This is a genomic window from Streptomyces sp. NPDC020362 (genome assembly GCF_040642095.1).
Taxonomy (GTDB): domain Bacteria; phylum Actinomycetota; class Actinomycetes; order Streptomycetales; family Streptomycetaceae; genus Streptomyces.
Window position 1 is genome coordinate 1 of the sequence record NZ_JBFAET010000170.1, and the last position, 19,492, is coordinate 19,492.

Genomic DNA, 19,492 nt, shown 5'->3' on the forward strand with positions numbered 1-19,492 from the left:
TGTTGTCCGGGTCGATACCGAACTCGGTGACCTTCTCCGCGTTGGTCGACAGGGCCACGAAATGCCGGGCGACCGCCTTCTCGTCACCGAGCGCGTCCAGCAGCCAGGAGCGGGCCGAGGTGGCGTTGGTGATCGTCTCGATCGTGGTGAAGGTCTTGGACGCGACGATGAACAGCGTCTCGGCCGGGTCCAGGTCGCGGGTGGCCTCGTGCAGGTCGGCGCCGTCCACGTTGGAGACGAAGCGGACCGTGAGGTCGCGGTCGGTGAAGCTGCGCAGCACCTCGTGGGCCATCGCGGGGCCCAGGTCGGAGCCGCCGATGCCGACGTTGATCACGTTCTTGATGCGCCTGCCGGTGTGGCCGGTCCAGGCGCCGGAGCGGACGCGTTCGGCGAAGTCGCTCATCTTGTCGAGCACGGCGTGCACGGCCGGGACCACGTTCTCGCCGTCGACCTCGATCACCGCGTCCCGCGGGGCGCGCAGCGCGGTGTGCAGCACGGCCCGCCGCTCGGTGATGTTGATCTTCTCCCCGCGGAACATGGCGTCCCTGAGGCCGAAGACGTCCGTCGCGGCGGCCAGCTCGCGCAGCAGCCGCAGCGTCTCGTCGGTGACCAGGTGCTTCGAGTAGTCGATGTGCAGGTCACCGACCTGGAGGGTGTACCCGGCGCCGCGCTGCGGATCGGCGGCGAACAGGTCCCGCAGATGGGTGTCGGCCAGTTCCTCCCGGTGCTCGGCGAGAGCGGTCCACTCGGGCGTCTGGTTGAGCCTGGTACGGCCGTCTGCGTTCATTTCCGACTTCAGCCTTCTTTCGGTACCTGTCCCGCTGCCGGTCCCAACCTAATTGATCAGTGCGCGGGACGAGCGGACGAGACGCTGTCCTCACGGGCAACAACTGGTACGTCGGGCTTGCGTGCCGGTATCAATGCGGTGACGGCCGAGGCGAACAGGACTGCGGCGAGCAGGGCGGGCGCGTTGAGGCCGTACAGCCGGGCCGCCGCTCCGCCGAGCAGCGCGCCGAAGGGGGCGCCCGAGGTCGAGGAGGTGCGGAAGGCGGAGGCGATACGGCCCACCATCGACTCGGGGCTGCGCTGCTGCAACAACGTGACCTGGTTGACGTTCCAGACCATGTTCATCGCGCCGAGCAGCAGCATCCCGGCGACCAGGGCGGGCAGGTGCCGCACGGAGCCGATGAGCAGCAGGGAGCCCGTCTGGACCGCGCCGCCGAGCAGCAGGGCCCGTACCCGCCCCGCGCGGCGCGCTATCCGCTGGGCGAGGAAGCCGCCGGCCAGACTGCCGGCCGCGTACGCCGTCATGGCGGCGACGTAACCGGTACTGCCCGCGTGCAGCCAGCGGGTGACGTGCAGCGCCAGCGTGGCGATCAGGGCGCCCATCCCGATGTTGCAGAGCAGCGTGGCCACGCAGACCGCGCGCAGCACCCGGTCTCGCCACAGGGCGCGCAGGCCCGCCCGGATCTCTGTGCGCAGGGTGCTGCCGGCCGGGCGCGGTTCGCGCTGCGGCGGTCGTATCCGCAGGGATGCCACGAGGGCGGCGGCCACCAGGTAGGTGCCGGCGTCCGCGGCGAACGGCATGAACGCCCCGGCCACCAGCAACAGCGGCACGAACGGCCCCGCGAGCAGTCCGCCCGCGAGTTGCTGACCGGTCATCAGCCGGGCGTTCGCGCTGCCCAGAACCTCACGCTCCACCAGGGAGGGCAACAACGCCGTGGAGGCGTTGTCGAAAAGCGTCTGGAGGGCCGTGAGCGAGAAGGCGAGGGCGATCAGCAGGGGGATGGAGGCGTGTCCCAGACCCACGGCGAGGGCGAAACCCGCGACGAGCAGGCCCCTTACCGTGTCCACGAGCCACATCGCCCGCCGCTGGTCGACGCGGTCCGCAAGGGCGCCTCCGAACAGACCGAACAGCAGCCACGGCACATAGCCACAGGCGGTGACGGACGCGATGACCAGCGGCTCGTCGGTGAGGCTCACCGCGAGCAACGGTAGCGCGGACGTGCGTAACGCGTCGCCGAAGCGGGAGATCACGGCGGCCGTCCACAGACGCCCGAACCCCCCACGCCACGCGGGCGCGCCCGCACTCGCCGTCCCGACCGCAGCCACGTGTCCCCCTCAGGTCGTCGACGCGTCGATGATCCGTCGATGCACAACCCTATGAGGCACCACTGACAACGGGCCGTCCGCAGCTGCGCGAAACGGCTCCGGCCCGGTGCCCGCAGGCACCCGGCCGGTGAAAACTGCTAGATCTCGCCGCGCAGTTTGGCGAGCGCCTCGGCGAGGATCGCCTCGCCGTCCGCGTCGCTGCGCCGCTCCCGCACGTACGCGAGGTGCGTCTTGTACGGCTCGGTGCGCGGCGGGTCCGGCGGATTGTCCCGGTCCTGACCGGCCGGGAAGCCGCAGCGCGGGCAGTCCCAGGTCTCGGGCACCTGTGCGTCGCTGGCGAAGCTCGGCTGGGTCTCATGCCCGTTGGAGCACCAGAAGGAGATGCGCAGACGCGGCGCGGACTCGCCGCGCTCGGCCTCGCCCATCGGCCCCGCCCCGACCCGGCTTCCTCGGATCGCGTTGCCACTTGCCACGGTCGTAACTCCCTGCGTGATGGTGCCGCGAAGCGAGTCGGCGTTTCGCTTCGCCGCGAGCGCCTCAGTCTACGTAAGGCCCAACGCGCGTCCAGTGATTGGAGTTACAACCCCCACATCCAGACGCAAGCCCCATGATAGGCCGCGCTCACAGGCGCGCACCCAACATGGGGCCGTACGTACGGAATGTATGTGTTTGTCAGGCGCCGATCGGCTCTCGTGCGCCGTCAGCCGGTCACACCGGTGTCAGCCGTTCGACTTCATCAGCAGGCCGAGAACGACGATGGACGCGAACCACAGCACCCCGATGACGATGGTGATGCGGTCGAGGTTGCGCTCGGCGACCGAGGAGCCGCCGACGGACGACTGCATGCCGCCGCCGAACATGTCGGAGAGGCCGCCGCCCTTCCCCTTGTGCATCAGCACCAGCAGCATCAGCAGCAGGCTGAAGACGATCAGGGCGATCGAGAACCCCAAAACCACGGCTGGACCAACTTCCTCGGATTCGGATGGACGACGGGGGCACAGCCCAGGGCCATGCCCCCGCAAGAGTACGACGGATCGTCGCTACCGCCTACTCACAGCTCGGCTCACTGATCGCGGAAGCGCACGATCTTGACGAACTCGTCCGCGTCCAGCGAGGCCCCGCCGACCAGGGCGCCGTCGATGTCGGCCTGCGCCATGATCTCGGCGACGTTGCCGGACTTCACGGAGCCGCCGTACTGGATGCGGACCTGGTCGGCCACCTCCTGCGAGTACAGCTCGGCGATCTTGCCGCGGATGGCGGCGCAGACCTCCTGGGCGTCCTCGGCGCCGCAGACCTTGCCGGTGCCGATGGCCCACACCGGCTCGTAGGCGATCACGATGGTCTCGGCCTGCTCGGCCGGGAGGTCCTTCAGACCGCCCTCGACCTGGGTGAGGGTGTGGGAGACGTGGTTGCCCGCCTCGCGGACGTCCAGCTCCTCGCCGACGCACAGGATCGGGGTGAGGCCGTGCTTGTAGGCGGCCTTGACCTTGGCGTTGACAAGATCGTCACTCTCGGCGTGGTACTGCCGTCGCTCGGAGTGACCGATCACCGCATAGGTGCACTTCAGCTTGGCCAGCATCGGGCCGGAGATCTCACCGGTGTAGGCACCGGAGTCGTGCTGCGAGATGTCCTGGGCGCCGTACTTGATCTTGAGCTTGTCGCCGTCGACCAGGGTCTGCACGGAGCGCAGGTCGGTGAAGGGCGGCAGGACGGCGACCTCGACGGCCTCGTAGTCCTTGTCGGCCAGGGCGAAGGCGAGCTTCTGGACATGAGCGATGGCCTCGAGGTGGTTGAGGTTCATCTTCCAGTTGCCCGCCATCAGCGGCGTGCGCGTGCTCATTGAGGTCAGTCCTCCAGTGCGGCGAGGCCGGGGAGCGTCTTGCCCTCGAGGTATTCGAGGGAGGCGCCGCCGCCGGTCGAGATGTGGCCGAATGCATTCTCGTCGAAGCCGAGCAGACGCACGGCCGCGGCGGAGTCACCGCCGCCGACGACGGTGAAGCCCGGCGAGTCCAGCAGGGCCTGCGCGACGGCCTTGGTGCCGTTCGCGTAGTCGGGGTGCTCGAAGACACCCATGGGGCCGTTCCAGAAGACCGTGCCCGCGTCGGCGAGCTTCGCGGCGTAGAGCTCGCGGGTCTTCGGGCCGATGTCGAGGCCCTCCTTGTCGGCCGGGATGGCGTCCGCGGAGACCAGGTCGGGGTTGGCGGGTGCCTTGGTCTTCAGGTCCGGGAATTCGCCGGCGACCAGCACGTCGACAGGGAGCACGAACTCGACGCCGCGCTTCTCCGCCTCCGCCAGGTACTCCAGGCACTTCCCCTTCTGGTCCTCCTGGAGCAGGGAGATACCGACCTCGTGCCCCTTGGCGGCGAGGAACGTGTACGCCATGCCGCCGCCGATGAGGATGCGGTCGGCCTTCTTGAGCAGGTTGTCGATGACGGCCAGCTTGTCGGAGACCTTGGCGCCGCCGAGCGCGACGACGTAGGGCCGCTTGACCTCCTCGGTGAGCTTCTTCAGGACGCCGACCTCGCTGGCGATCAGGTAGCCGGCGGCGTGCGGAAGACGTGCCGGGAGGTCGAAGACCGAGGCGTGCTTGCGGTGCACGGCGCCGAAGCCGTCGCCCACGTAGAGGTCGGCCAGGGCGGCGAGGGCGTCGGCGAACGCGCCGCGCTCCGCGTCGTCCTTGCTCGTCTCGCCCGCGTTGAAGCGGAGGTTCTCCAGCAGCGCGACCTGTCCGTCCGTCAGTGCGGCGACGGTGGCCTTCGCGCTGTCGCCGACCGTGTCGGTGGCGAACGAGACGCTCCTGCCCAGGATTTCACCGAGCCGCTTCGCGACCGGGGCGAGGGAGAACTGAGGGTCCGGGGCGCCCTTGGGACGGCCCAGGTGGGAGGCGACGATCACCTTGGCGCCCGCCTCGGCGAGCTTGGCGATGGTCGGGGCGACGGCGCGGATCCGCCCGTCGTCGGTGATGGTGGTGCCGTCCAACGGGACGTTGAGGTCGGCGCGGACGAAGACTCGCCGGCCGGCTACGCCTGCGGCGAGGAGTTCGTCGATCGTCTTCATGAGTGAGGCTCCCGGGGGCTGGTGGTGCTCCGTGATCGTAGTCATGGCTGTTCTGCACGCGAGTCAGGGCCCGGACCGCGCGTCCCTGCGCTGCCCGGGCCCTGCACTCACGCTGAGGTGCCTGTTACGGCGATCAGAGCTGGCCGCCGACGAAGACCGTCAGGTCCACGAGGCGGTTGGAGTAGCCCCACTCGTTGTCGTACCAGCCGATGATCTTCACGTTCTTGCCCTCCTGGACCATGGTCAGGGAGGAGTCGAAGGTGCAGGACGCCGGGGCGTTGACGATGTCGGAGGAGACGATCGGGTCCTCGGTGTAGTCGAGGAGACCCTTCAGCTCGCCCTCGGCGGCCTTCTGGAAGGCGGCGTTGACCTCTTCCTTGGTGACCTCGCGGCCGAGCTCGACGACCAGGTCGGTGACCGAGCCGGTCGGGACCGGGACGCGCATGGCGATGCCGTCCAGCTTGCCCTTGAGCTGCGGCAGGACCAGCGCGGTGGCCTTGGCGGCACCCGTGGTGGTCGGGATGATGTTCTCCGCGGCGGCGCGGGCACGGCGCAGGTCCTTGTGCGGGAAGTCCAGGATGCGCTGGTCGTTGGTGTACGCGTGGACCGTGGTCATCAGACCCTTGACGATGCCGAAGTTCTCGTCGAGGACCTTTGCCATCGGCGCCACACAGTTGGTGGTGCAGGAGGCGTTGGAGATGACGTGGTGGTTGGCCGCGTCGTACTTGTCCTGGTTGACGCCCATCACGATGGTGATGTCCTCGTCCTTGGCCGGAGCCGAGATGAGGACCTTCTTGGCGCCGCCGGCGATGTGCTTCTCGGCGTCTTCCTTCTTGGTGAAGATGCCGGTGGACTCGATGACGATGTCGACGCCCAGCTCGCCCCACGGGATGTCGGCGGGGTTGCGCTCGGAGAGCACCTTGATGGTGTGGCCGTCGACCGTGATCGTGTCGGCGGTGTGGGTGACCTCCTGCTTGAGGCGGCCCAGGATCGTGTCGTACTTCAGCAGGTGGGCGGTGGTCGCGGTGTCACCCAGGTCGTTGACAGCCACGACCTCGATGTCTGCCCCCTGCTCCAGCAGCGCGCGGAAGTAGTTACGGCCGATGCGGCCGAAGCCGTTGATGCCTACGCGGATCGTCACGAACCGATCTCCTCGTTGGTACGCCGGCCATGCGGTGCCGGCGAGCTGTATTTGGGATGTCCCCGACCACCCCCGACCCTACCTCTCTGAGGCCCCCGCGGTGACATCGAGATGCCGCATACACGGGCAGGCGGTCCGTACCGGCCAGTAGGGTACGGACCACCTCGGATCGGCGGTCGTTTCGCCGTCCTTTGTTACGTAATGCCGGTACCTGTTGACGCTCTTTTCACTCGTTCGTGAGCGGGTCGGCTCACCTGATGAGGCACCCTCTCGCGCACCGTTGAGTGGGGGTCCCGCTCACATGTTGAATAGGGCTGTCTCATCTGTCGAGCGAGGAGAACGCCTTCCTCAGCAGAGCCGCCCGGTCCGCCGCCGACGGCACCTGTTCCAGACCGAAGCCGAGCAGCACGGTGTCGTCGGTGGTGACCGCTCCGTACGTCTGGAAGAGCGCTCCGGTGCGTGTCCAGTCCTTCAGAACCGCAGGGCTGCCCGCGGGCGGTCCCGCCACCTTCCATGCGCCCAGGGACGTCTCGAAGCCCTCGGTCTCCTTCGCCGTGCCGCCGACGACGAGCGAGGCGTCGTCGGCGAGGACGCCGTGCCCGCCGGTGCCCGGGTCGGTGATGTAGCTGATCGAGACCTCGACGGACTTCCCCGCGTACGCGCTCAGATCGAAGCCCACCTGCCGCCAGCCGCCCGAGCTGCCGGTGAGGCTGTTCCACGAGCCGGTGGTACCGGTCGCGGTGCAGGCCTTGCCGACGAGCGTGAGGTAGTGCTTGAGCCACGGGTGCTCGCCGATCAGGAACCCGGCCCCGCACTCGGAAGGTACGGCGGTCCTCGTGGCCCCTCCGGCCTCCGGGAGCGTCGTCCAGTCGTCGGCGCCCAGGGTGTGGATCTCGACGACCGCGTGGTCGTAGCCGGGCTCGGTGTCCCACAGCAACTGGGTGCGCAGGGCGGGCTTGTCGGCGGCGCCGACACCGGTGAGGTCGATGGTGCGGGTGAGACGCTTGTAGGCGTCGTCGGTGTGCACGGCCGCGGCCATGGAGGAACCCGCGTACGGGCCGTAGGGGCTGACGGTCCCGGCGAACCGGCCCGCGCCCGCGCTCCTGAACTGCGGGTGGCCGGCCGCGGGCAGCTCGTCCGAGGTGACGCTGTAGGTACCGGCCTTGTCGAGCGGGTTGCCGGACGCACTGCCGAGGGCGCCGCTGTAGCCGTCGAGCGCGCCGGAGCCGGTGAAGCCGGTGGCTCCCTTGGTCGACGTACGCGAGTAGGCGCCCAGGTAGTACTGGCTGAAGTCGTCCGACAGGGTGCCGCCGCCGAGGTCGACATCGCCGCCGGCCAGCTCGCCGGCCTCGATCAGCCGGCCGCCCTCGTTGAGGTAGGCGCGAAGCTGGAGCTGGGTGGCGTTGCCCGGACCGCTCGTGCCCGAGTAGTGCAGGACCGTCCCGAAGTGCTTGAGGACGCCGAGCGCGTCCGGGGCTCCCCGGGTGGCCACGTCCCACACGATCGCCCGGTGCCCGGCCGCCTTCAGCGCGTCCACGTACGCCTGTGCCTGCGTGGCGGCCGTGCCCTCCTCGGCGACGACGAGCGTGTCCGCCTTCGGCCGCTCGGCCACGGTGTAGGTGAAGTGGGAGCTGGAGACCTTCTTGCCGTTCTTCGTCCCGCCGGTGAACCACACCTCGACCTTGTCGCCCGGTTCGCCGTCCTGCACCTTGGCCCGGTACTCGTCGAAGTAGAGGTTGTCCCCACCGCCGTAGGTCGCGCCGCCCTTCCAGGGCCGCAGGGCCTGGTCGAGGGTACGGCCGCCGTTGACGCGGTACTTGAGTTCCTTGTCGCGCACCGCCTTGCGGACGACCACGGACACCTGCTGGTCCGCGCCGCGGGAGTACGACGTGGAGAACACGGCCGGGGTGAAGTCGGCGGCGCTCAGGCCGACCGAGGAGACCGGCCGGTCGGGGCGGGCGGCACTCGCGGCGACGGAGAGCGCGAAGGGGACGTTCTTCTCGAACTCCTGCTGGATCAGCTTCTCGTCGTCGGGGAAGTTGAAGACCGACGGGCAGTCGTCCGGGTTCCAGGCGTCGTTCGGATCGACGTTCGACGCGGTCTCGCAGGTCGACATCTCGGGGGTGAACATCGCCATGCCGTCGACGTTCGCGGCGTGCCCGTCCGCCTCACCGTTGGTGGTGTACAGCTCCGAGGAGACCTGCGAGCGGTAGCCGGGGATGGCCGGGTTGTCGGGGGTGCCGGCGAGCGCCTTGTAGAGGACGTCGTCCGGGGTGGGCGTGGCGACCTGCCAGCCGACGCCGTAGAGGAGGAGTTCGGCGGCGGAGTGGTAGTTGACGCCGAACGTGAACCCGATGCGCTTCTCGAAGGTGTCGAGGGCCCTGGTCTCGGGCTCGGACTCGGGGCTCGCACCGCGGTAGGTCTCGCTGGTCGGGTTCGGGGAGGACCCCTCGTCGTCGTAGCCCCACTTGTAGGGGAAGTTGCGGTTGAGGTCGACGCCGTCCCCCGCGCCGATGACGCCGTCACCGTTGACGTCACGGAGGTTCTTGCGCCACAGACGTGTGCCGGCGTCCTTGAAGGTGTAGTCGTATCCGTCGGGGTTGGCCGACAGGACGAACCACAGCTCGGTGGAGTCGACGATCTTCTTGATGCGCCGGTCCGTCGCGTACTTGTCCAGGTAGTAGTGCATCAGACGCCGGGTCATCTCCGGCGTGATCCACTCGCGCGCGTGCTGGTTGGACATGTACAGCACGGCTGGCTTGGAGCCGTCCTTCGACCTGTTCGCGTTCCTGGTCAGTTTGAGCGCGAGGATGTCCTGGCCGTTGACCGTCCTGCCGATGGACTCGACCTTGGTGAGGCCGGGGTGGGTCTGCGCGGTCCGGAGGATCTCCTCCTTGAGGCCGCCGCTTCCGCCGTAGGGCCGGAAGACGCCCTGCGCGGCGCTCTCGACGCGCGCCGCGGCCCTGGGCGGCAGGGTGTGCTCGGTGAGGTCGACGCCCTGTTTCTCCAGCTTCCTGGCCTGCCGGTCGGTGAGGTAGACCTCGACGGCCGTCCTCCCGTTGCGGGCCATGTGCTCGCCGAGTTCGTGGCCGTCCTGTCCGGCCTTGAGGAGCAGCGGAATCTGCTGCTCGGTGACGTCGGCACGGAAGACCTTGACCTCGTCGGGGTCGGTACGGGGTGAACTGCCGCTCTGTGCCTGGGCGATGGGTGCAAGGCTCGCTCCACCGAGCAGGAGCGCGCCGACAGCAAGGATCGATCTCGCTCTGTGTCTCATGAACCCCCCTAGGGTGCTCCGCCACAGCGGCGAACAGGTTGCCAGGCTCATGTCACATCATGATCGAGTCAAGGGCGCCTCACGGACACGCAAACGCCGGTACCGATCACCCGAACGGCGTCGGCACCGGCGTCCTGATGTCGCGTCAGCCGGCGAGGTTGTCCGCCAGTTCCTCCGTGAGGTTGGCCTCCGTGCCCGGGATGCCGAGGTCGGAGGCGCGCTTGTCGGCCATCGCCAGCAGACGGCGGATCCGGCCCGCGACCGCGTCCTTGGTGAGCGGCGGGTCGGCGAGCGCGCCCAGCTCCTCCAGGGAGGCCTGTTTGTGTTCCATGCGCAGCCGTCCGGCGGCCGCGAGGTGCTCGGGCACCTCGTCCCCGAGGATCTCCAGGGCTCGCTGGACCCGGGCACCGGCGGCCACGGCGGCGCGGGCCGAACGGCGCAGGTTGGCGTCGTCGAAGTTGGCGAGCCGGTTGGCGGTGGCCCGCACCTCGCGGCGCATCCGGCGCTCCTCCCAGGCCAGCACGGACTCGTGCGCGCCGAGGCGGGTGAGCAGGGCTCCGATCGCGTCACCGTCGCGGACGACCACCCGGTCCACCCCGCGCACCTCGCGGGCCTTCGCTGCGATGGAGAGCCTGCGGGCGGCGCCGACCAGCGCGAGCGCGGCCTCCGGGCCCGGGCAGGTCACCTCCAGGGAGGAGGAGCGGCCGGGCTCGGTCAGCGAGCCGTGCGCCAGGAAGGCCCCGCGCCAGGCCGCCTCCGCATCGCAGGTGGCCCCGGAGACCACCTGCGGGGGCAGGCCGCGGATCGGGCGGCCCCGGCCGTCGACGAGGCCGGTCTGGCGGGCCAGCTGGTCGCCGCCCGCGACCACGCGCACCACGTACCGCGAGCCTCGGCGCAGCCCGCCGGGCGCCATCACGATCAGCTCCGAGCTGTGGCCGAAGATCTCCAGGATGTCCCGCTTGAGCCGACGGGCCGCCATCGCGGTGTCCAACTCCGCCTCGATCACGATGCGCCCGCTTACGAGGTGAAGGCCGCCGGCGAACCGCAGAATGGCGGAGACCTCCGCCTTCCTGCAGCAGGTCCGGGTGACGGGGAGCCGGGAGATCTCGTCCTTCACCGCTGCCGTCATCGCCATGGGCCGATCCTTCCATGCATCCGAAAAATACGGTCGTACGCGGCGGCCAGCAGCTCCGGGTCGTGCCGGGGGCTGCCGTCGGTCCGGGCCACCGGCGCCAGCTCGACCGCGGCGCCCAGCCGCTTGGCAGCCTCGGTGAGCGAGTCGCGGTCGGGCACCGCGGCCTCGTCGGCCAGCACCACGTCCAGGGCGAGTTTAGGGGCGTGTCGCCCCAAAACCTCCAAATGACGCTGCGGGGAGAAGCCCTCGGTTTCTCCGGGCTGCGGCGCGAGGTTCAGGGAGAGCACACGGCGCGCCTTGGTCTCGGTGAGGGCGTCCAGCAGCTCCGGGACGAGCAGGTGCGGGATGACCGACGAGAACCAGGAGCCGGGGCCGAGCACCACCCAGTCCGCGTCCAGGACCGCGGCGACGGCCTCGGGGACGGCGGGCGGGTCGTTCGGCACGAGGTGCACGGACTGCACCTCGCCGGGGGTCAGGGCGACGGTCGCCTGCCCGCGCACGGTGTCCACATCGTCGGGGCGCCCGGGGTCGTGCCCCTTGACCAGGGCCTGCAGCTCCAGCGGTACGGCGGACATGGGCAGCACCCGCCCGTGCGCGCCGAGCAGCTTGCCGACCAGGTCCAGGGCCTGGACGTGGTCGCCGAGCTGCTCCCACAGGGCGACGATGAGCAGGTTGCCGACCGCGTGGTCGTGCAGGTCGCCCTGGGAGGTGAAGCGGTGCTGGATGACCCGGGCCCAGGTCTGGCCCCAGTCGTCGTCGCCGCACAGCGCGGCCAGCGCCTTGCGCAGATCGCCGGGCGGCAGCACGCCCAGCTCGTCGCGCAGGCGCCCGCTGGAGCCGCCGTCGTCGGCCACCGTGACGACGGCGGTGAGGTCGCCGGTGATCCGGCGCAGCGCAGCGAGCGAGGCGGACAGGCCCATGCCGCCGCCGAGGGCGACGACCTTGGGCTGGGCGCCGCGCCGCCGGGCCCGGCCGCCGCGGACCTCGGCGGGGCGAGCCGCCCGCGCCTCGGCCGCGGCACGGCTCGAGCGGCTCTCCGGCACCACCCGGCGCAGCCTGCTCAGCCGCGATGTACGTTCCGTCATTCCCGTCCCATGTCCCGGTGTACTACCACCGTCTCCACGCCCTCGGCCGCAAGGCGCGCGGCGAGCTTCTCCGACACCGCGACCGAGCGGTGCTTGCCGCCGGTGCAGCCGATGGCGATCGTCACATAGCGCTTGCCCTCGCGGCGGTACCCGGTCGCGATCAGCCGCAGCAGCTCGGCGTACCGGTCGAGGAACTCCTTGGCGCCGGGCTGGTTGAAGACATAGGCCGACACCTCCTCGTTGAGGCCGGTGTACGGGCGCAGCTCCGGGACCCAGTGCGGGTTGGGCAGGAACCGCATGTCCGCGACCAGGTCGGCGTCGACCGGGAGGCCGTACTTGAAGCCGAAGGACATCACCGTGGCCCGGAGCTCGGGCTCCTCCTCGCCGGCGAACTGGGCGTCCATCTTGGCGCGCAGCTCGTGCACGTTCAGGCTGGAGGTGTCGATCACCAGGTCGGCGTCGCCGCGCAGCTCGCGCAGCAGCTCGCGCTCGGCGGCGATGCCGTCGACGATCCGGCCGTCGCCCTGGAGCGGGTGCGGCCGGCGCACCGACTCGAAGCGGCGCACCAGGGCATCGTCGGAGGACTCCAGGAACACGATCCGCCGGGTCACGTGCCTGGTGGCGAGGTCGGCGAGGGATTCGCGCAGGTTGTCGAAGAAGCGCCGGCCGCGTACGTCGACGACGACCGCGATCCGCGCCACGTTGCCCTGGGAGCGGGCGCCCAGCTCCACCATGGTGGGGATCAGGGCGGGCGGGAGGTTGTCCACGACGAACCAGCCGAGGTCCTCCAGACACTTCGCGGCCGTCGACCGGCCCGCTCCGGACATGCCGGAGATGATCACCAGCTCGGGGATGGCCGCTTCGGGGGCCCCGGCCGATGTGACGTCCGTACTCACCTGTGCTCCGTCGTCCTGAACCGCCTGCTGCGGTTCCCCGGCGGCCGTCTGATCTCGGTCCGCTGTGGGCTGTGCGTCGTGCTCGCTCATCTCTCCTGCCCCCGTCGTTCGTCCGGGAGACCCGCGGTTACGGGCTCCCCCGAGGAACCCCCCGTCGTATCGGGTTCCTCGTCATCAATGATCTCTCCGGTCGCCGTGTTCACGGCGGGGGCGGCCGGGGCCGCCCGGGCGAGGGCCGCGGCGATGGTCTCGGCCGTCTTGCGGCCTATGCCGGGCACCTGCTGGATCTGTTCGATTGTGGCGGACCGCAGCTTCTTCACCGAGCCGAAATGCTTGATGAGCGCCTGTTTGCGGGTATCGCCGAGGCCGGGCACCTCGTCCAGCGGGCCGGAACGCAGGCGTTTGGCGCGTTTGGTGCGCTGATAGGTGATGGCGAAGCGGTGGGCCTCGTCACGGACGCGCTGGAGCATGTACAGGCCCTCGCTGGTGCGGGGAAGGACCACCGGGTCGTCCTCTGCGGGCAGCCAGACCTCCTCCAGGCGCTTGGCGAGACCGCAGACAGCGATGTCGTCGATGCCCAGCTCGTCCAGCGCCCGGCGGGCCGCCGCGACCTGCGGCTGACCGCCGTCGACCACGACGAGCTGGGGCGGATAGGCGAACTTCCTGGGCCGGCCGTCGTCGTCCTTCGGGGAGCCGGCGAGCGCATCGCCGTCGCCCAGGACGCCCCCGCCGTCCGCGGCGGCCTCCTCACCGTCGGCCCACTCCCCCGTGCGCTCCTTCTCGGCGAGATAGCGCCGGAAGCGGCGGGTGATCACCTCGTGCATGGACCGCACGTCGTCCTGGCCGGCGAACCCCTTGATCTGGAAGCGGCGGTACTCGCTCTTGCGCTGCAGGCCGTCCTCGAAGACGACCATGGAGGCGACGACGTCGTCGCCCTGCAGGTGCGAGATGTCGTAGCACTCGATCCGCAGCGGGGCGCTGTCCAGGTCGAGGGCCTCGGCGATCTCCTCCAGGGCACGCGAGCGCGTGGTCAGGTCGGAGGCCCGCTTGGTCTTGTGCAGGGCGAGGGCCTGCTGGGCGTTGCGCTCCACGGTCTCCATGAGCGCCTTCTTGTCACCGCGCTGCGGAATGCGCAGCGAGACGTTCGCCCCGCGGCGGCCGGTCAGCCATTCCTGGACCGGCTCGACGGGCTCGGGCAGCGCCGGGACCAGCACCTCCTTGGGGACGGCGTCCCCGGTCTCCTCGCCGTACAGCTGCTGCAGGGCGTGCTCGACGAGGGCGCCGGTGGTGACCTCCTCGACCTTGTCGGTCACCCAGCCGCGCTGGCCGCGCACCCGGCCGCCGCGCACATGGAAGATCTGCACGGCCGCCTCCAGCTCGTCCTCCGCGACGGCGATGAGGTCGGCGTCGGTCGCGTCGGCGAGCACGACCGCGTTCTTCTCCATGGCCTTCTTCAGGGCCTCGATGTCGTCGCGCAGGCGGGCGGCCCGCTCGTACTCCATCTCTTCGGCCGCCTCCGACATCTGCTTCTCCAGACGGCGGAGGTAGGTGCCGGTGCGGCCCGCCATGAAGTCGCAGAACTCGTCGGCCAGCTCCAGGTGGTCCTCGGGGGTGATCCGGCCGACGCAGGGGGCGGAGCACTTGCCGATGTAGCCCAGCAGGCAGGGGCGGCCGGTGCGGGCGGCGTTCTTGAAGACGCCGGCCGAGCAGGTGCGCACCGGGAAGACCCGCAGCAGCAGGTCGACGGTGTCCCGGATGGCCCACGCGTGGCCGTACGGCCCGAAGTACCTGACGCCCTTCTTCTTGTGACCGCGCATCACCTGCACACGCGGGAACTCCTCGCTCATCGTCACCGCGAGGTACGGGTAGCTCTTGTCGTCGCGGTACTTGACGTTGAACCGGGGGTCGTACTCCTTGATCCAGGAGTACTCCAGCTGCAGCGCCTCGACCTCCGTGGACACCACGGTCCACTCCACGGACGCGGCGGTCGTCACCATCGTCCGGGTGCGCGGGTGCAGGTTCGCCAGGTCCTGGAAGTAGTTCGCCAGGCGCTGGCGCAGGCTCTTCGCCTTTCCGACGTAGATCACCCGGCGGTGCTCGTCACGGAACCTGTACACCCCCGGGGAGTCCGGGATCTCACCCGGCCTGGGGCGGTAGCTGGAGGGATCGGCCATGTCTCACACCCTACTGGCGCGCACGGACACCGCGGCGGGCCTGTGGACAACGCCCACCGGCGCGGCGGTCCGTCGGCCACCGTCGGCTCGGTGCCTCCGCCGCGCACGCCCTGGGGCGGCAGCCGCGCGAGCCCTGGGGCAGTATTCCGGCCATGCCGCACCCTGCGGACCCGTCCGGCGGCACGCCCGGTGGCACACCTGGCGGGTGCTCCTGCGGACGGTGGGAGCCCCGGCCCGCGCACGCCGGGGGGCGCGGCTCGGCCAGGAGTGCACCGTGACCGGGTCCGAGGTGTTGTCGGGGTCTGGTCAACACGCTTCAATGCGGGGGAACTCGGGGCCGTGCACGCCGGCGTATCCGCGCGGCGACGCATGGACGGGCGCCCCGGCGCCCACGGGGGTGGCCCCGCGGACCCGCTCCAACGGTCTGACCAGCCGTCGTGACATCTCACAGAAAGGCGCCTGTGCATGCGGCACGCCACCGAGCACGCGGACGTCCCCACCGCGGAACTGAACACGGCCCTGCGGGGCGGCCCCTTCCACGTGGCGCTGCGCGCCGCGATCGCCGCCCGCGGACTGCCGCTCCAGCGTGTGCAGCACCATCTGTCGCGCCACGGGGTCAAGGTCGGCGTGACCAGCCTCAGTTACTGGCAGCAGGGTGCCCGCCGCCCGCAGCGCCCGGAGTCGCTGCGCGCCGTGCGGGCCCTGGAGGAGATCCTCCAGCTGCCGGACGAATCCCTGATCCGGCTGCTCACGGAGTCCGGCGAACGCACCGGCACCGGCCGCACCCAGGGCCGCTCGTACCGCTCCCTGATCGAGGCCTCGGACGTCCTGCACCGGCTCAAGGCCGACCTGGGCTGGTCCCTGGACGGCGGACTGCACACCCTGGGCCACCACGAGCGGGTCCGGATCGGCACCCGCCGTCAGCTGGCGGGCCGCGAGTCCCACCACATCGTGCGGGCCCACCGCGACGGCGTCGACCGTTTTCTCGCTGTCCACCACGGCGACCCCGGCTGCAGCCCGCGCGCGATGACGGTGCACGCCCTGGAGAACTGCCGCACGGGACGTGTGCGCCTGGACCAGGACACCGGTGTGCTGGTCGCCGAACTCCTCTTCGGCACCCGGCTGCGCTCCGGCGACACCTTCCTCTTCCGGTACGCCGTCGAGGACGGCACGGCCGGGGTCTGCCACGAGTACGTCCACGGCTTCGGCTTCCCGGGCGGCCAGTACGCGCTCCAGGTGCGCTTCGACGGAGCCGCACTGCCGGTGCGGTGTCACCGCTTCACCCAGCACTCGCCCGCGGCACCGCGCAGTGGCCGGCACGAGCTGCCCGTCAGCGGACCGCACCACAGCGTCCATGTGGTCGAGCCCCGGATCCGGCCGGGTCTGCTCGGGATCGCCTGGGACTGGGAGTGAGCCCTTGACCCCGGACCTGCCTCAAGGGCTCGGTCAGGCACCCGGGCCGGCGACGATCCTGCCGTTCGCGGCCTTCACCGGCAGCTCGGTCAACGGCTCGGTGGCCGGCGCCTGGACCACCTTGCCGGTCACGGCGTCGAACTGGCTGCCATGGCAGGGACAGATGAGCGTCGTCCCCTGGAGCTTGTTGATGGGGCACCCCGCGTGCGTACAGATGGTGCTGTACGCCTTGAGAGCCCCGCTCCCGTCCCGGCTCACCACCACGTTGTGGTCCCGGTAGAGCTTGGCGTCACCCTTGGCGACCTCGCTCTCGGCACCGAGGTCGACCGGCGCGGTGGGGGTCGCGTCCGCCGAGGCACCGCCGGGGGCCGAACAGGCGGCCAGCCCGAGCCCGGCGACCGGGGCCGCGGCGGCTCCTCGAAGGACGGTACGGCGACTCGCAGACGGATGGGACGGTCGGGCGGACATCAGGGGCTCCGTCTCCACTGTTCAGGGGGTGTGCAGGCCGACGATACCCGGGACGCCCGGCCGGGCAGGGGGTGGGGGCGGGCGGGGACGGGAGGGGGTGGGAACGGACCGTGGGCGGGAGCGGGGCAGGGCGTGAAGCGGGCGGGAGAGGGGCGAGGGGGGAAGGGGGCGAGGGCAGGGATCGGGAGCGCGTGGGATCGGGAGGGGTGGGAGCGGGAGGGGTGGGAGCGGGACAGCCGGGGGTTGGGCACGGGCGAGGCGCGTAAACGTTTGCGTAAGCGTTTACGCGGGGGCGTTGCATGAGATACCGTCCCGGCCTGAAGCCCGCCGCGGCGCGGTGGCGCAACACGGGCAGCCCAGCCGTCGCGCGATGGCGTGATCGTGCGGTCATGCCGTGTGGCCATGCGGACATGTCGCGTGGTCCCGCAGTCATACGGTCAACCGGTCCAGTGAGGGGAACGCGATGCCCACCATGGCGGACGTCGCCCGGAGCGCGGGAGTCTCCGTGGCGACCGTCTCCCACGTGCTCAACGGCACGCGTCCGGTGCTGCCCCACACCCGCCAGGCGGTGCTGCAGGCCGTCGACGCCCTCGGCTACACGCCCAACACGCTCGCCCGCTCCCTGGTGACCTCCCGGACCCGCTCCATCGGCCTCGCGGTGTCGGCGATCAGCAACCCGTACTTCACCGAGATCCTCCAGGGCGTCGAGGCCGCCGCCCTGGACGCGGGCTACAGCCTGCTCATCGCCGATCCGCACGACGACCCCGTGCACGAACGGAAGGTCGTCCAGCTTCTCCACGAGCGCCGGGTGGACGGCATGATCGTCGCTCCGTCCGCGAATCCGCAGGACCTTGTGGCCTATCTCAGCCGCCAGGCCGTGCCGACGGTGTTCCTGGACCGGGTGCTCCCGGCCGATGACCGTCCCGCGAACGCCCCGCGCCACGATCAGCCCTCCTCGGACCAGTGCCCTTCCGGCCTGGTCTCTTCCGAACTGGTCTCCTCTGACCTGACCTCCTCCGAGCTGGTCTCCTCCGAACGGGCCTCTTCAGACCAGGCACCTTCCGGCCGGCCCTGTTTCGACCAGGTCTGCGCCGAGAGCACCGGCCCGATGACGCGCCTCGTCGGACATCTCGCCGGACTCGGCCACCGCCGGATCGGTCTGGTGGCGGGGTTGCCCGGACTCAGCACCACCAGCGAGCGGATCGCCGGTTACCGGCAGGCCCTCGCCGCAGCAGGTCTCGTCGACGACGAGGACCTCGTGGTGTCCGGCAGCTCCGAGTCGGCAGGGGCCGAACAGGCCACGGCGGCCCTGCTCTCCCTCCCCGCTCCGCCCACGGCCCTGGTCACTGCCAACAACGCCATGACCATCGGCGCCCTGCGCGCCCTGCGCCGCCGGGGCCTGGCCGTACCGGACGACATGGCCCTGTGCTGCTTCGACGACTTCGCCTGGGCCGATCTGTTCTCCCCCCGGCTCACCGCCGTCGCCCAGCCCAGCAGGGAGATCGGCGCCCAGGCCGTCCGGTTGCTCCTGGACCGGCTGGCCGCACCGGACCGGCCCGCCCGGACCGTGCGGCTGCCCTGCAGCTTCGTCCACCGCACCTCCTGCGGGTGCCCGGAGGACCGGGGCGGGGCCGAAGACCCCCGGCCGGACGGACCCGGCGGGACAACCGAACCATCCGCGCTGCCCGAGAAGGGAACCGCCTCGTGATCGTCGTCGCCGGTGAGGCACTGATCGACCTGGTACCGCAGGGCCCGGGTGCCCTGGCGGACCTGAAGCCGGCGCTCGGCGGCGGCCCGTACAACACCGCTGTGGCCCTCGGCCGCCTGGGCTCCCCGACCGCCTTCTGCTCCCGCACGTCGAACGACGCCTTCGGCGAGGTCCTGCTCGACGGGCTGCGGCGGTCGGGGGTGGACGTGTCGGGGGTGCAGCGCGGTCCCGAGCCGACCACCCTCGCGGTCGCCACCATCGACACGGGTGGCTCGGCGGCGTACTCCTTCTACGTCGACGGCACCGCAGACCGTCTGTTCACCGCCCCGGGCAGCCTGCCCGTCGGCACCCGCGCGGTCTCCTTCGGCACCTGCTCGCTCGTCCTGGAACCGGGGGCGAGCGCCTACGAGGAGCTGATGCGGACCGCTGCCGGACAGGGTCTGTTCACCGCCCTCGACCCCAACATCCGGGCCGGCCTGATCCCGGACGCGGACGCCTATCGGGCGCGTTTCAAGAGCTGGCTGCCCTCGGTGACGCTGCTGAAAGCGTCCGCGGAGGACGCCGAGTGGCTGGGCGGCACTCCGCGCGAGTGGCTGGCCGCGGGACCGTCGGCCGTCGTGGTCACCCGGGGCGGCGACGGTCTCACCGTCCACACCCGGGACGGCGCGGAGTACTCCGTGCCGGGCGAGAAGGTCGAGGTCGTGGACACCATCGGCGCCGGTGACACGGTGAACGCGGCCCTGCTGCACGGCCTGTCCGCCCAGGACGCACTGACGCCGGAGGCGCTCGCCGCCCTGGGCGCGGACGGCTGGCGGCGGCTGCTGCGCTTCGCGGCGCGTGCGGCTGCGATCACCTGCTCACGAGCGGGGGCCGAGCCACCGTACGCGGCCGAGCTGGGCAACTTGTGATCTCTGTGGTGTTGTCAAGGTACGGCCGGACAGCCGGCTGACGGAACGGGTCGAACCTGTCGAGCCTCAGGGCCGGGGCGGCTGATGAGAGAACGAGCGGCGCCCCGCGGGGAGTTCCCGC

The 19,492-nt window shown here is 70.8% G+C and carries 15 protein-coding genes and 1 pseudogene; 3 read left to right on the forward strand and 13 right to left on the reverse strand.

The features are described from left to right. The 12 genes and pseudogenes from AB0H32_RS37135 to uvrC form a co-directional block, all read right to left on the reverse strand. Positions 1 to 787: pseudogene (locus AB0H32_RS37135) on the reverse strand (glucose-6-phosphate isomerase); the annotation flags it as partial. Between the two features lie 56 nt (positions 788 to 843). Further along, positions 844 to 2,112 (reverse strand): MFS transporter, encoded by a 1,269-nt coding sequence (locus tag AB0H32_RS37140; protein ID WP_361130369.1) that lies wholly within the window; start codon positions 2,110 to 2,112, stop codon positions 844 to 846. Between the two features lie 137 nt (positions 2,113 to 2,249). After that, complete coding sequence (locus AB0H32_RS37145) at positions 2,250 to 2,585, reverse strand: RNA polymerase-binding protein RbpA (protein ID WP_003976875.1); 336 nt, start codon at positions 2,583 to 2,585, stop codon at positions 2,250 to 2,252. 246 nt (positions 2,586 to 2,831) lie between these two features. Beyond that, positions 2,832 to 3,068, reverse strand: a complete 237-nt coding sequence (gene secG, locus AB0H32_RS37150; protein ID WP_361130372.1) for a preprotein translocase subunit SecG — start codon at positions 3,066 to 3,068, stop codon at positions 2,832 to 2,834. Positions 3,069 to 3,175: 107 nt separating this feature from the next. Continuing rightward, positions 3,176 to 3,952, reverse strand: coding sequence for a triose-phosphate isomerase (gene tpiA / locus AB0H32_RS37155; protein WP_361130375.1), 777 nt, complete (start codon positions 3,950 to 3,952; stop codon positions 3,176 to 3,178). Positions 3,953 to 3,957: 5 nt separating this feature from the next. Then, a complete protein-coding gene (locus AB0H32_RS37160) occupies positions 3,958 to 5,169 on the reverse strand; it encodes a phosphoglycerate kinase (RefSeq protein WP_361130378.1) in 1,212 nt (403 codons plus the stop codon). A gap of 133 nt (positions 5,170 to 5,302) precedes the next feature. Beyond that, on the reverse strand, positions 5,303 to 6,310 hold the full coding sequence (gene gap, locus AB0H32_RS37165) for a type I glyceraldehyde-3-phosphate dehydrogenase (protein WP_361130381.1): 1,008 nt from the start codon (positions 6,308 to 6,310) through the stop codon (positions 5,303 to 5,305). A 319-nt stretch (positions 6,311 to 6,629) separates the two neighbouring features. Next, complete coding sequence (locus AB0H32_RS37170; RefSeq protein WP_361130384.1) at positions 6,630 to 9,584, reverse strand: M14 family zinc carboxypeptidase; 2,955 nt, start codon at positions 9,582 to 9,584, stop codon at positions 6,630 to 6,632. Positions 9,585 to 9,729: 145 nt separating this feature from the next. Beyond that, positions 9,730 to 10,719, reverse strand: a complete 990-nt coding sequence (gene whiA / locus AB0H32_RS37175) for a DNA-binding protein WhiA (RefSeq protein ID WP_361130387.1) — start codon at positions 10,717 to 10,719, stop codon at positions 9,730 to 9,732. Then, positions 10,710 to 11,804 (reverse strand): uridine diphosphate-N-acetylglucosamine-binding protein YvcK, encoded by a 1,095-nt coding sequence (gene yvcK, locus AB0H32_RS37180; protein WP_361130390.1) that lies wholly within the window; start codon positions 11,802 to 11,804, stop codon positions 10,710 to 10,712. Before yvcK ends, whiA begins: the two co-directional genes overlap by 10 nt. After that, a complete protein-coding gene (gene rapZ, locus AB0H32_RS37185) occupies positions 11,801 to 12,790 on the reverse strand; it encodes an RNase adapter RapZ (protein WP_361130396.1) in 990 nt (329 codons plus the stop codon). Before rapZ ends, yvcK begins: the two co-directional genes overlap by 4 nt. Then, positions 12,787 to 14,874, reverse strand: coding sequence for an excinuclease ABC subunit UvrC (gene uvrC / locus AB0H32_RS37190; RefSeq protein ID WP_361130398.1), 2,088 nt, complete (start codon positions 14,872 to 14,874; stop codon positions 12,787 to 12,789). Before uvrC ends, rapZ begins: the two co-directional genes overlap by 4 nt. A 465-nt stretch (positions 14,875 to 15,339) precedes the next feature. Here uvrC and AB0H32_RS37195 point away from each other — a divergent pair, with 465 nt between their 5' ends. Continuing rightward, positions 15,340 to 16,287, forward strand: coding sequence for a hypothetical protein (locus tag AB0H32_RS37195; RefSeq protein WP_361130401.1), 948 nt, complete (start codon positions 15,340 to 15,342; stop codon positions 16,285 to 16,287). Positions 16,288 to 16,320: 33 nt separating this feature from the next. Here AB0H32_RS37195 and AB0H32_RS37200 read toward each other — a convergent pair whose 3' ends face one another. After that, positions 16,321 to 16,755, reverse strand: a complete 435-nt coding sequence (locus AB0H32_RS37200) for a Rieske 2Fe-2S domain-containing protein (protein ID WP_361130404.1) — start codon at positions 16,753 to 16,755, stop codon at positions 16,321 to 16,323. Positions 16,756 to 17,218: 463 nt separating this feature from the next. On the opposite strand from AB0H32_RS37200, the gene AB0H32_RS37205 reads away from it, so the two are divergent. Both AB0H32_RS37205 and AB0H32_RS37210 read left to right on the forward strand, forming a co-directional pair. Beyond that, entirely contained in the window at positions 17,219 to 18,463 is a 1,245-nt protein-coding gene (locus tag AB0H32_RS37205; RefSeq protein WP_361130407.1) for a LacI family DNA-binding transcriptional regulator, read from the forward strand. Further along, positions 18,460 to 19,371, forward strand: coding sequence for a carbohydrate kinase (locus AB0H32_RS37210; RefSeq protein ID WP_361130410.1), 912 nt, complete (start codon positions 18,460 to 18,462; stop codon positions 19,369 to 19,371). The genes AB0H32_RS37205 and AB0H32_RS37210 overlap by 4 nt, the downstream gene beginning before the upstream one ends. The last annotated feature ends 121 nt before the right edge of the window (positions 19,372 to 19,492 follow it).